This is a genomic window from Sulfitobacter aestuariivivens, from assembly GCF_014763045.1.
GTDB lineage: Bacteria > Pseudomonadota > Alphaproteobacteria > Rhodobacterales > Rhodobacteraceae > Sulfitobacter > Sulfitobacter aestuariivivens.
The window spans coordinates 1,635,164-1,647,835 of record NZ_JACTAG010000002.1 but is presented as its reverse complement, the minus strand read 5'-3'; the positions used below and the strand labels follow the sequence as shown (position 1 = coordinate 1,647,835).

Genomic DNA, 12,672 nt, shown 5'->3' with positions numbered 1-12,672 from the left:
CATTTGGACATTCTTTTTCAATCCGTGCGCTAAATTCCGCTGAGTGAAGGCAGCTGCGGAAGGTGCTGGTAATATTAACTTTTTCGCGGCTGTTATCACCAAGAATACATATCGCAAGAAAAAAATAATACCGGCCTACTTGATTGGTTTTTAAGGGAAAACTAAATTTATCCACATAATGAATGCAGCGAAGTGAAACTTTTTCGCAACGTTAAGCGTTAACAGGTCAGAGCATAAAATGCTGCTCCATAGCCATGAGGTACGAATCGATGCAGACGCAACAAATCCAGTTGACCGATGTGATCTACAATGCGGCCAACCAATCCTTCGAAGCCCTTGTAACGATTTACGACGGTGATGTTTCCCGCAAATACCCCTGTGCCATCAACGCCCCGATCGACATGTCTTTCGAAGCCGCGGCCAGCGGTCTGACAACCCAGGCACTGCGCCGTCATCAGACGCGCACCGGCATCTATTCCGAGATCACGCGCCACGTGCCTGCACAGCGCGCAGGACGTCGCGGGTTTGATCCAATGCGCTGGCTTGAAAGCCTCGTCCAGCTGCCCGGCCGCCGCGCTGCCTGACCCATTCCAGCACGGCACCTGCCTGCCGTGCTGATCTGGCGGAGCCTGCTGTTGCGCGACCTGTCCCCGCGCAACCTTCCGCACCCAGAGACGTTTGCCTGCCTGCACTGTCTCTGATCACTCGCCCGGATGACACGCTTGTGTCATCCGGGCCTTTTTACGCGCAGATCCCCCTGCCCCACAGACTATCCGCCACGATTTCCGTTCTGTGCTAGACTCACAAAGTCTGACCCGTTAGGCCACACCCGTTTGCCTTGCCCAACTCCGGAGACAGTGATGCCTGATAACCGACTGATCGTCGCACTGGACGTGCCCAATGCCGTCGCGGGGCTTGAGCTGGCCCAGCAACTGGGCGACACGGTGGGATTTTACAAGATCGGCCTGGGCATGCTGACAGGCGGCGGGCTGGCTCTGGCCAATGAGCTCAAGCAGGAACACGGCAAGCAGATCTTCCTCGACATGAAGCTCTTCGATATCGGCGCCACGGTCGAAGCCGCCGTGCGCGGGCTGGCCCAGTTCGACCTCGACTTTCTGACCGTGCACGGGGATCCGCATGTGGTCGCTGCCGCCAAACAGGGTGCTGGCGGCTCTGACATGAAAATTCTCGCGGTCACAATCCTGACCTCGCTGGACCGCGCCGACCTTGACGCAGCCCTGATCACAGCGGGCGACATCCCAGACCTTGTGCAGACACGCGCGGCACGCGCGCTCAACGCCGGTGCCGACGGTGTCATTTCCAGCCCGCAAGAGGCCGCCCTGATCCGCGCGCTGCCCGAAGCCGACGGCAAACTCATCGTCACCCCCGGGGTGCGCCCTGCAGGCGCGTCGCTTGGGGATCAAAAGCGCGTCATGACCCCGGCACAGGCCATCGCCGAAGGGGCGGATCACGTGGTCGTCGGGCGTCCGATCTGGACGGCAGATGACCCCAAAGCCGCCGCGCGCGCGGTTCTGGACGAAATGAGCAGTCCACAAGCGCTGCGGCCAAATTAGCCGCGAGAACTGTCCACATTTAGGAATGATCGCAACATATTGTGGGTCATATCGCGTGGCGGACAAGGCCAGTCTGGCATTTATCCACAACCTATGACTGTAACAAATACACAACAGACCTAACTTTGACCGCTGGGTCAGGAAATCCTGACTATGTGATAGGACATCTGCATGCTAACGTTACGTCAGGTGATACTCCCCGACGAACTGGTTCTTCCTGATGTTCGTCACCTCCCCCCGCTTAAGCCAGCGGGGGGCCTTTCGTTTGGCCCCTGATTTCGCACCACCAGCGCACTCTCTCCTGCAAAAACCCAACCGCCCCCGGATGGGACAGGAACGCCTCTTCACGCATCAGTTCCCAGCGCTGGCCTTCGTCACCGAACACAACCTCATCTGCCGCCGCCGCAGGCAATGCCGCCACAAAAAACCACTTCTCCTGCCCGTCCGCCACAAAACCATGCTCCCACAGCAGGTCCTGCTCTGTCACCCAAAGCCCAAGCTCTTCCATGCACTCGCGCTGCACACAGGCAAAGGCCGTCTCGCCCCCCTCGCGGCCGCCTCCCGGCAAATCCCACTGCCCGGCATAGGGCAGCCCCGGCAGATCGTCCCGCAGGATCGTCGCCAGCCGGTCGCCGATGTAAAGCGCCATCTTCGCCCCCGCAAAGGGTTCGACGTTAGCCATGTTCATCTCTCCCGACCGGCGTTAAACTGTTGATTGTTCCCTGCCACGCCATGTTGCCCAGATGCCCGCCCTTTGCCGCGATTGCCTGACCGAAATTGCCCCGCAGCGGCGTTGCCCCGCCTGCGGCAGCCCGCGCGTGCTGTCTCACCCGGAACTGGACACGCTGTCCATAGCACATATGGACTGTGATGCCTTCTATGCCTCTGTCGAAAAGCGCGACAATCCCGAACTGGAAGGCAAACCCGTCATCATCGGCGGTGGCAGGCGGGGTGTCGTCTCGACTGCCTGCTATGTGGCCCGCATCCGCGGCGTGCGCTCGGCCATGCCAATGTTCAAGGCGCTCAAGCTCTGCCCTGATGCGGTGGTGGTCAAACCCCGCATGGACGCCTACGTCGAGGCCTCCCGCGCCATCCGCACCATGATGGAAGAACTCACCCCCGCCATCGAACCTCTGTCACTGGACGAGGCATTCCTCGACATGACCGGCACGGCGCGGCTGCATGGCCACGCCCCGGCGGTCATGCTCGCCCATCTGGTGCGCCGCATGAAAACCGAACTGGGTCTTACCGGCTCCATCGGCCTCAGCCACAACAAGTTTCTGGCCAAGGTCGCCTCGGACCTCGACAAGCCGCATGGCTTTTCGGTCATCGGCAAGGCCGAGACGATGGCGTTTCTCAAAGACCGACCCGTCAGCCTGATCTGGGGTGTGGGCGCGGTGACACAGGCCGCCCTCGAAAAGGGCGGCATCCGCACCTTCTCTGATCTGCTGCGCTGGGAAAAGACCGACCTGATCGCACGTTTCGGCGGCACTGGTGAGCGCCTGTGGCACCTGGCACGCGGCCAGGACCACCGCCGCATCTCGGCCCACGAACCGGTCAAATCCATCTCCAAGGAAACAACTTTCAACACCGATACCTCTGACCCCGACCTGCTGGACGGCCACATCTGGCGCCTGTCAGAACAGGTCGCAGACCGGGCCAAGGCCAAGGGCCACGCGGGCCGCATCGTCACGCTCAAACTCAAACGCGCCGATTTCAAAACCCTTACGCGCCGCACCTCCCTGCACGATCCGACACAACTGGCCGACCGCATCTACCGCACAGCCCGCGCGCTCTTTGATCAGCTGGACGATCCCGGCCCCTTCCGCCTGATCGGCTGTGGCATTTCCGATCTCAGCCCCGCCGACGGTGCAGACACCGCCGGCGATCTGCTGGACCCGCACGCCGAACAACGCAGCCGCGCGGAACGTGCCACCGACAGCATCCGCGACCGCTTCGGCAAGAAAGCCATCGTCAAGGGCCGCGCCCTCAGATAGGCCCCCACCAGGCTTTCACCCTTTTTCAAATACCTGAATGCAACCGGTCCGCCACCGCAGACACCAGATACCCAAAGGCTCACGCCCCACCAAAGCACCTGAATGTCGTCGCGCGCCAGCGCGCCCTTCGGATCACTCAGCCGCCAGCGGGACCCGTCCCTGACCGATGCGCGCCACTTCTGCCACCACAGTGCGCAGCGCTGTCTGCACCGCTTCGAAATTGCCGTTGGGCCGGATCAGCGCCTCATTCATGTAAAGGGATCGATCAATCTCGACCTGTACTGCGTGCTGACCCCGCGAAGGGCGCCCGTAAGCCTGCGTAATGTAGGCACCCGCAAATGGCGTGTTACGCGTCACCACAAAGCCCGCTGCCGCAAATGCCGCTTCGACCCGGTCCACCACATCGCTGCTGGCGGCCGCCCCGAACCGATCGCCCAGCACAACATCGGGCCGGCGCATACCGCCGCGCGCAACGCCGTCCATGGCCTCGTGCGGCATCGAATGGCAATCAATCAGCACCGCCTGCCCGTGGCGGCGATGGGCCGCGTCCAGCAAGGTCTGCAATTTGTCATGATAAGGCTGCCAATAGCGCGTGATGCGCCCCATGGCATCCTCATAGGTCATCTTGCCGCGATAGATCGCCCGCCCGTTCGCCACCACGCGTGGAATCACCCCAAGGCCTGACGCCACACGCGGATTATGCCCCTGCCGCCGCACCCCCTGGATCAGGGCCGGATCCAGCTCATCGCTTGATCGGTTGAGGTCGACATAGGCCCGGGGCGCGCCCGCCTTGATAAACGCCGCGCCATATTCAGGTGCGCAATCAAAGAGTTGATCAACAAATGCATCCTCCGATGACCGGATCACATGCTTGTCCAGAACCGAAGTGCGCAGGAACGACCAGGGGTAGTCGCGCCCCGAATGGGGCGAGGCGAAGACCACACAGGACCGGTTGCGGTCGGGGTTCAGAACTTCAAAGGCGGTTTTGGGCATCGGGCTCCTCTTACCCTCTACATAACCTGATTCATGAGGATGCCAAAAGCCCTTGAACATGCGCGCGACTCCTTTTATAGCACCGCACACGGCGCGGGTTTTCGCGCCCCATTTTGTTTGGGGTTCGGAAATTTGCGTTGAGACGTGGGTGATTAGCTCAGCGGTAGAGCACTTCGTTGACATCGAAGGGGTCACTGGTTCGATCCCAGTATCGCCCACCACCTGAATTCACCGGCCCCTTCCAGGGCCACCCGCAACCCCGGCGCTGGTTCGCGCCATGACAATGGATGGAGATGGACATGAAAGTTCGCAATTCGCTCCGCTCGCTCAAGAACCGGCACCGTGATTGCCGCGTTGTGCGCAGAAAGGGCCGCGTCTACGTGATCAACAAGACGCAGCGCCGGTTCAAAGCCCGCCAGGGCTAAGCCAGATACAGAGCATTTTCCGCAAAAGGCTGCCTCAGGGCAGCCTTTTGTTTTTGGTGCAGACCTTGCGACGTCCGGCGTGTGGACAAAATCGCTATCCGGCGTTTCCTGTCGAAGATCCGCATCGTTGGCGAACCGCCTTAAATCAGCCAAAAACACAAAAAACAGCGTCTTCGCTGCGAGGATTATTGTCTGCCATCTCCACTTACAAAGTCTCTCCTAAAGAGCTCATTGGCGAGTGGGCGACTTTTGGACATGGTGACCTGAGTTCCATCTATTGGACCCCGTTCGAGTGATTGCAGCCAAGGCATCGCGTCAGAAATGACCCTTGTGATTGGTGTTTTCTTCAGCACCTGGATTTCCACGCTCGATAGCGCATACACACCTTCCTGGCCTGGAAAGATATCTTGGCGGTCCGCGCGGCGGACGCTGGTGGGCTCCGAAAGATCTTCAAACACCACGAGCTGTGGCCAAGATCGCGTTGGGACAGACCGGACTGAAAACTTTTCCGGGGTTTGCGTGAGTGCCTTGAGTATTTCGGTTGGGTTTCTATCAAAATCCTTATTGAAAGCCCCATAACCCACTGAATTGTAGTCAACCCTCTTGAGCAAGGCGACAACATGCAGGCCGGGTCCCAAATCGATCAAGATCGCTTCGCCAACGATCGAAGTTGTAATTCGTGTGTTGGTAAGCGGTAAGTCTTTGGGATGATAAACGTACCTTTTTCTGGCGACCCCAGACGCTGTTTTCAGGCCGTCGGGTGTCTCGAAGTGAAGGATTAAACGCTCATAAACGAGGTATTCTGGTTTTGACTCACACGCGACCAAAAGTGTCCCAGCGATCGCCAGCAGAAAGAGTTTAAAAAACTTCATCATGTAGTCGATTTTGCATGGACCTTTCCGAGTTACAACCTCCGCAAACGCCCATGGAACCCTTCAGAATGCTGAACCAAGAGAGCGCAGGCGTTCAAGTTGTCGCAGATCAAGCGTTGCCGCCGAAACGGACATACAAACGACACACAACATCTGGAACTCTGGGCCCAAACCCGCCGTTCGCTTGCCCCTTCGCCATCACATTCTGTCGAACGCGCTGGCCCTTGCCTGCGCAACAGGGCACGCTAGCTGACGAAACACCTCTGACAGCAAGCGAGACCTGCATGACCGACGACACGTACACCCCCCCGAAAGTCTGGACCTGGGAGGCGGATTCGGGCGGCAGGTTCGCCTCGATCAACCGCCCCATCGCCGGGCCGACACACGACAAGGAGCTGCCGGTCGGCACGCATCCTTTCCAGCTTTACTCTCTGGCCACACCCAATGGCGTCAAGGTGACCGTGCTGCTCGAAGAGCTTCTGGCCGCCGGGCACACCGGCGCTGAATACGACGCCTGGATCATCGACATCTCTGAGGGTCAGCAATTCGGTTCTGGTTTTGTAGATGTGAACCCGAACTCGAAAATCCCGGCCTTGATGGACCGCTCCGGCGACACGCCACAACGGGTGTTCGAATCCGGGGCGATCATGCTTTATCTGGCGGAGAAGTTCGGGGCCTTCCTGCCCACTGACCCGGCGCACAGAACCGAAGCGCTCAGCTGGCTTTTCTGGCAGATGGGCAGCGCCCCTTATCTGGGCGGCGGCTTTGGCCATTTTTACGCTTATGCACCCGAAAAATGGGAATACCCCATCAATCGTTTCGCCATGGAAGCCAAGCGCCAGCTTGACGTCATGGACCGCCATCTGGCGGACAACGAATGGTTTGCGGGCAATTACTCCATCGCCGATATGGCGATATGGGCATGGTACGGCCAACTGGCGCTGGGGCGGCTCTATTCGGCGGCAGAGTTCCTCGATGTCACATCCTACAAGAACGTTCTGCGCTGGGCCGAGAGGATTGACGCCCGACCGGCCGTGACCCGCGGCCGCATGGTGAACCGGGCGTTCGGCGATGACCTGTCGATGCAGTTGCATGAACGGCATGATGCGTCTGATTTTGAGACCAAGACGCAGGACAAACTGCAGGGCGACGCATGAAAACTCTCTGATCCACGTGGCGGGGGGTGGGCAGCCTCCCTTCGCTGCAATGGTAAACGAGGATCGAGCCCGCCACCTGCGGTGTGCCATAGAGACGTCCGATCCGGCCCTCACTGCAGGGCTTGGAAGCGGGTGAATTCAGGCTGCCTGACACCGTCAGACGCAGCCATGCCCCCCCCAAAAAGACGACATGTCGAAAACGACATGTCGTCTTTTACCCGCAGGCCACACATCCAGGGCGCCTAAGCGCTGTTCGTCAAATCACCCAACCCACTTTACGGGCGCAATTGATACATATGTTTCCTGACATTTTTTGTCGGATATTACTTGCGACTCATCCGCATCTATGTTTCTTACTGTTTTAGTCAGAATAATGAGAAGCCAAACAGGATCGCCTCATGACCCCTTTCAAATCCCTCCTCACAACCGCAACCCTTTCGGCCATCGCCCTTCCCGTACTCGCCGAAGGAGAGCTTAACCTCTATTCGTCTCGTCACTACGATACGGATGAGCGCCTCTACTCCGACTTCACCGATCAGACCGGCATCACCATCAACCGGATCGAAGGCAAGGCTGATGAACTGCTGGCCCGCATGCAGGCCGAAGGTGCAAATTCGCCGGCCGACATCCTGCTCACGGTCGACACTTCGCGGCTGGAGCGCGCCAAGAACATGGGCCTCCTTCAACCCATCGACAGCGATCTGCTCGAAACCCGTATTCCCGCGAAACTGCAGGACAGCGACAACCAATGGTTCGGCTTTTCCCAACGGGCACGGATCATTTTTTTCGACAAGGCCGATGTGGCTGAACCACCGATGACCTACGTCGATCTCGCTGATCCTAAATTCAAAGGCATGGTCTGCCACCGGTCCTCGTCAAATGTCTATTCCCAAACCCTGCTGTCCGCGGTGATCGAGAACCATGGTCAGGACGCAGCCCGCGCTTGGGCTCAGGGCGTGGTCGACAATTTTGCACGCGCGCCGCAAGGCGGGGACACCGATCAGTTGCGCGGGCTGGTCTCCGGCGAATGCGATATCTCCATCTCCAACACCTACTACTTTGCCCGCGCGATCCGCAGAGACGTCGATGGCCTGCCCGCCGAGGCCCGCGAAAAAATCGGCTGGGTGTTCCCCGCGCAGAACGCCGAAGGGGCGCACATGAACCTCTCGGGCGGGGGCGTCGCCGCCAATGCGCCCAACAGGGACAACGCGATAAAGTTCATGGAATACCTCGCTTCCGATCAGGCGCAGCAGTATTTCTCGAACGGCAACGATGAATATCCGGCCGTCGACGGCGTCGCGCTGGCGGATTCTGTCGCGGCACTTGGCAGCTTCAAAGCCGACGATGTGGATCTGTCAAAAGTTGCCAAGAACGTCCCCACCGCACAAAAGATCTTTAACGAGGTGGGCTGGGAATGATCCGGGCCTACCCCGTTCAGCAATAGAACTGATGCAGGTTGCGGGCGGCCTCCGCCCGCGCCTTTTCCTGTTCCGCCTCCGGGTCGATCCCCCGGCGCGCAACAAGCCGCCATTTCGCCGACGCTTGCCGCGCCACCTTGACTGACATCTCCGGGTAGCGGCCCAGAACCCGTTCCTTGGTGTCCGTGCCGCCCTGCACCAGCCAGACGGCATTGCCATCCTCTGCCACGCACAATACCAGCCCGGGGCCCGCGGGATGCCGCCCCGGCAGGGCGTGGCGGGCATTGGTCTCCGTCATTCTTTGCAACGATCGCACCATCGGGCCTCCTGCGGCTGAGATACAGTCTAGCGCAAAACGTCTGACTTGGACTGCCTCAGCGCTGCCGCCCCACCTGACGGCAGATCAAAATCACCGGCAAAAGGCCCATCGCCACGATGACCAGCGACGGCACTGCGGCACCGTTCAATCGTTCATCGCTGGCCAATCGATACGCCTGCACCGCAAGCGTGTCATAATTGAAAGGCCGCATGATCAGCGTCGCGGGCAATTCCTTCATCACATCGACAAAGACGATCAGCAGCGCCGTCAGCAGGCTGGGCGCAAGGATCGGCAAATGCACCCGCCGCAACGTGCCCAAGGGTGTCTGCCCCAGAGACCGCGCAGCGGCATCCATATTGGCATGGACCATCGCCTGTCCCCCTTCGTAAGCGCCCAGTGCTGCGGCAAGGAACCGCACCATGTAAGCCAGAACCAGCAGCCAGATCGACCCCGTGATCAGCAATCCGGTCGAGATATCAAATGTGCTGCGCAACCAGGCATCAAGCGTGTTGTCAAACGCTGCAAATGGCACCAGCAGCCCCACCGCAATCACCCCACCCGGCACCGCATAGCCCAAGCGCGCCACATAAGCCGACCCATGCGCCAGCCGCCCGGGCCGCAGCCGCTGAAAGAACCCAACGCAAACCGCCGCACAGACCGTCAGCACCGCTGCCACCCCGGCCAGCGTGACCGAATTGCGAATGAACCCCAGATAGCGCGGGCTGAGCAGATTCTGCTCTGACCCGACGCCCATGAAAACCAAAATCACGATGGGCAGGATCGCCCCGAAAAACACCGGCACACCGCACGCAACCATCGCCGCCGCGGCCTGCCATCCTTTCAGTTCCGCAGGCGGCATCGCTTGCGGGCGCCGCGCCGGATCATGGTACTTTGCTCGCCCCCGCTGGATGCGCTCCAACATCGCCAGCAGCAACGCAAAGCTCAGCAAACACAGCGCCAGTTGTGCCGCACCCACCCGATCAAACAGCGAAAACCACGCGGTATAGATCCCGGTGGCGAAAGTCTGCACCCCGAAGTAGGCCACTGTGCCGAAATCTGCGATTGTTTCCATGACCGCCAGCAACACCCCGCCCGCAATCGCCGGACGCGCCAGCGGCAGGCTGACCTTGAAAAACGCCCCCCAGGCCGAAGACCCAAGCGCCCGCGCCGCCAGAAACGTCGTCCCGCTTTGCTGCAGAAAGGCCGCCCGCGCCAGCAGATACACATATGGATAAAGCACAAGCACAAGCATCGCAGCCGCGCCGCCCAGCGACCGGATTTCCGGGAACCAGTAGTCGCGCGGCCCCCATCCCGTCACATCACGCAGGGCGCTTTGCACAATGCCCGGATGATCCAGCACATGGGTATAGGCATAAGCCAGCACATAGGCCGGAAAGGCCAGCGGCAACACCAACGCGATCTCCAGCAGGCGCGCGCCCGGAAAGCGGGTCATCGTCACCAGCCACGCAGCGCCCACACCGATGGCAAACGTCCCCGCAGAGACGATCAGCACCAGCGCCAGCGTCGTCACGGTATAGCGTCCCAATACCGTCTGCATCAGATGCGCAACCGTTTCGGTGCCGCCAGATACTGCCGCCAGAAACACGGCTATCATCGGCAAGGCACAAACCGCCGCCACCAAAACAGCGGCCACGGCCAGCCCGCGTGCCCCGTCGGGACGCGCCCGCGCACGCATGATATCTGCCTGAACCTCGGTCACGTCTCCATTTCGACTATTTTAGTCGGAAATGCCAGCACAAGTGAAAGGGTGCGCCACGGGACACCGCCACTCAGCAAAGGCGTCAGTCATACGTCCGCTGATCCTCGATCACCAGACCATCCTTGGGCAAGGTACCGGGATCGACAACCTCAACGGTGCCCTTGAGCTTAAGCAGATCAACAACTGACCGCGCATAGCCGTCCGCATCGCCACCCGCACTTTCGACCTGCACTGTCATGACATCCTGCTCGCCCGCCCGGCTGGCAATGACCCGCGCCTTGCTGACCTCATCATGGCGTGCGACCAATGCCGCCACCTGTTCGGGGCGCACGAACATACCCTTGATCTTGGTGGTCTGATCGGCACGTCCCATCCAGCCCTTGATGCGCATATTGGTGCGCCCGCACGGGCTCTGCCCGGACATCACGGCAGACAAGTCCCCCGTGGCGAAACGGATCAACGGATAATCGGGGTTCAGCGACGTCACCACAACCTCGCCCACGTCCCCGTCATCAACGGGATCACCGGTACCGGGTGTCACAATTTCAACGATGACACCCTCATCGACGATCATTCCCTCCATCGCAGCACTTTCGTAGGCGATGTTTCCCAGATCTGCCGTGGCATAGCACTGCAGGCACGAAATACCGCGATCCATGTAATATTGCCGCAACGACGGAAACAGCGCACCACCGCCCACGGCCGCCTTAGTGATGCCCAGTGCCTCGCCCATCTCGTCCGCCTTCTCAAGAATGATCTTGAGGTAATCCGGCGTGCCCGCAAAAGCCGTGGTGCCCACGTCGCGCGCGGCTATGACCTGCAACTCTGTCTGCCCGGTCCCGGCAGGCAACACCCGCGCGCCTACCGCCCGCGCGCCGCTCTCGAACATGTGCCCCGCGGGCGTCAGATGATACCCAAAGCAGTTCTGCACCATGTCGTCACCGGAAAATCCAGCGGCGTGCAAAAACCGCCCCATACGAAACCAGTCACCATCCAGACGGCCGGGTTCATAGATCGGTCCCGGTGACTGAAAGACATGGGTCACATCCCCGACCTCGACCCCGCCAAACGGCGGACGCGCCTTCTGCCATGCGCCAAGGTCGGATTTTCTGAGCACAGGCAAGGTCGGCAAATCAGCAGCCGTCTTCACCTCTGCCGCCGCCGCACGCCAGTCCTCGGGGGCCACCGATATCCCGGTCAGCCGGGCCTGCAATGCCGCAGATTGTTCTGCCGCGCGCTGATCCGCGCTGCGCGTCTCAAGAGCATCAAAATAGGGTACGTCGGACATCAAGCCTCTTACTCCAAAACAACCTTGGAAACGGTCTCACTCCAATTTCAATGGCTAGGACAGCCAGCGCTTGCGGCGGCGATAGGATCGCACATCGCGATAGCTCTTGCGCCCCTCGTCCGACAAACCAAGGTAGAATTCCTTCACATCCTGGTTCTCGCGCAGATCAGCGGCAGGGCCATCCATGACCACACGCCCGCTCTCCAGAATATAGCCGTAGTGCGCGAACCGCAGCGCCACGTTGGTGTTCTGTTCCGCCAGCAGAAAGGTCACGCCTTCCTTTTCGTTGATCGTCTTCACGATCTCGAAAATCTGTTCAACTAGCTGCGGTGCCAGTCCCATGGAGGGCTCATCCAGCAAAATCGTCTCGGGTTTGGACATCAGCGCACGGCCCACCGCGCACATCTGCTGCTCCCCACCCGAGGTATAGCCCGCCTGGCTGCGCCGTCGTTCTTTCAGGCGCGGAAAATAAGTATAGACCAGCTCCAGATCGTCCTGAATGGCCGCGTTGCCATCCGTGCGCGTATAGGCTCCGGTCAGCAGGTTCTCTTCAACGGTCAGATGCTCAAAGCAATGGCGGCCTTCCATGACCTGCACGACCCCCTGCTTGACCGTCTCGGCCGGATCGGCGTGCTGAATGTCCGCGCCACGGTACTTGATCGACCCCTTGGTGACCTCGCCCCGTTCAGACGCCAGCAGTCCGCTGATCGCCTTCAGCGTCGTGGTCTTGCCCGCGCCGTTGCCGCCCAGCAAAGCGGTGATCCCGCCCTTGGGCACATTCAGACTGACGCCTTTCAATACAAGGATCACATGGTTGTAGATCACCTCGATATTGTTGACCTCAAGCAGGTTCTCAACCGCGACATCAGTGGTTTTGGCAGCATCCAGCATGCTTCATCTTTCCAAATA

13 protein-coding genes and 1 tRNA gene are annotated in these 12,672 nt (G+C 60.0%); 7 read left to right on the top strand and 7 right to left on the bottom strand.

Translation table 11 applies throughout. The annotated features are described in order from the left end of the window. Positions 1 to 269 precede the first annotated feature (269 nt). Both H9Q16_RS17870 and pyrF read left to right on the top strand, forming a co-directional pair. Positions 270 to 584 (top strand): orotidine 5-phosphate decarboxylase, encoded by a 315-nt coding sequence (locus H9Q16_RS17870; protein ID WP_191076765.1) that lies wholly within the window; start codon positions 270 to 272, stop codon positions 582 to 584. Between the two features lie 276 nt (positions 585 to 860). Further along, the gene (gene pyrF, locus H9Q16_RS17865) at positions 861 to 1,574 is read left to right on the top strand and encodes an orotidine-5'-phosphate decarboxylase (protein WP_191076764.1); all 714 of its coding nucleotides are present in this window, start codon (positions 861 to 863) and stop codon (positions 1,572 to 1,574) included. Positions 1,575 to 1,815: 241 nt separating this feature from the next. Here pyrF and H9Q16_RS17860 read toward each other — a convergent pair whose 3' ends face one another. Then, complete coding sequence (locus tag H9Q16_RS17860; RefSeq protein ID WP_246455792.1) at positions 1,816 to 2,256, bottom strand: NUDIX domain-containing protein; 441 nt, start codon at positions 2,254 to 2,256, stop codon at positions 1,816 to 1,818. A 61-nt stretch (positions 2,257 to 2,317) separates the two neighbouring features. Between H9Q16_RS17860 and H9Q16_RS17855 the strand changes: the two genes are divergently transcribed. Beyond that, positions 2,318 to 3,571: a DNA polymerase IV gene (locus H9Q16_RS17855; protein ID WP_191076762.1), complete on the top strand. Its 1,254-nt coding sequence runs from the start codon at positions 2,318 to 2,320 to the stop codon at positions 3,569 to 3,571. Between the two features lie 132 nt (positions 3,572 to 3,703). Here the strand turns inward: H9Q16_RS17855 and H9Q16_RS17850 are convergent, their stop codons facing one another. Then, positions 3,704 to 4,564 carry an N-formylglutamate amidohydrolase gene (locus tag H9Q16_RS17850; protein WP_191076761.1) on the bottom strand — a complete coding sequence of 287 codons (861 nt, stop codon included), beginning with the start codon at positions 4,562 to 4,564 and terminating at the stop codon, positions 3,704 to 3,706. Between the two features lie 146 nt (positions 4,565 to 4,710). Between H9Q16_RS17850 and H9Q16_RS17845 the strand changes: the two genes are divergently transcribed. Beyond that, a tRNA-Val gene (locus H9Q16_RS17845) sits at positions 4,711 to 4,785 on the top strand. Positions 4,786 to 4,863: 78 nt separating this feature from the next. Next, on the top strand, positions 4,864 to 4,989 hold the full coding sequence (gene ykgO, locus H9Q16_RS17840; protein WP_005850168.1) for a type B 50S ribosomal protein L36: 126 nt from the start codon (positions 4,864 to 4,866) through the stop codon (positions 4,987 to 4,989). Positions 4,990 to 5,174: 185 nt separating this feature from the next. Here the strand turns inward: ykgO and H9Q16_RS17835 are convergent, their stop codons facing one another. Then, positions 5,175 to 5,864 (bottom strand): hypothetical protein, encoded by a 690-nt coding sequence (locus H9Q16_RS17835; RefSeq protein ID WP_191076760.1) that lies wholly within the window; start codon positions 5,862 to 5,864, stop codon positions 5,175 to 5,177. A 281-nt stretch (positions 5,865 to 6,145) separates the two neighbouring features. On the opposite strand from H9Q16_RS17835, the gene yghU reads away from it, so the two are divergent. Beyond that, positions 6,146 to 7,018, top strand: a complete 873-nt coding sequence (gene yghU, locus H9Q16_RS17830; RefSeq protein ID WP_191076759.1) for a glutathione-dependent disulfide-bond oxidoreductase — start codon at positions 6,146 to 6,148, stop codon at positions 7,016 to 7,018. Positions 7,019 to 7,416: 398 nt separating this feature from the next. Further along, entirely contained in the window at positions 7,417 to 8,436 is a 1,020-nt protein-coding gene (locus H9Q16_RS17825; RefSeq protein WP_191076758.1) for an extracellular solute-binding protein, read from the top strand. Between the two features lie 16 nt (positions 8,437 to 8,452). Here the strand turns inward: H9Q16_RS17825 and H9Q16_RS17820 are convergent, their stop codons facing one another. The 4 genes from H9Q16_RS17820 to H9Q16_RS17805 all read right to left on the bottom strand — a co-directional run bounded on the left by H9Q16_RS17820 (position 8,453) and on the right by H9Q16_RS17805 (position 12,654). Then, a complete protein-coding gene (locus H9Q16_RS17820; RefSeq protein WP_191076757.1) occupies positions 8,453 to 8,734 on the bottom strand; it encodes an Arm DNA-binding domain-containing protein in 282 nt (93 codons plus the stop codon). A gap of 76 nt (positions 8,735 to 8,810) precedes the next feature. Beyond that, entirely contained in the window at positions 8,811 to 10,451 is a 1,641-nt protein-coding gene (locus tag H9Q16_RS17815) for an ABC transporter permease (protein ID WP_191076847.1), read from the bottom strand. A gap of 106 nt (positions 10,452 to 10,557) precedes the next feature. Further along, complete coding sequence (locus tag H9Q16_RS17810; protein ID WP_191076756.1) at positions 10,558 to 11,763, bottom strand: phenylacetate--CoA ligase family protein; 1,206 nt, start codon at positions 11,761 to 11,763, stop codon at positions 10,558 to 10,560. Between the two features lie 54 nt (positions 11,764 to 11,817). Beyond that, entirely contained in the window at positions 11,818 to 12,654 is an 837-nt protein-coding gene (locus tag H9Q16_RS17805) for an ABC transporter ATP-binding protein (protein ID WP_191076755.1), read from the bottom strand. Positions 12,655 to 12,672: the final 18 nt, after the last annotated feature.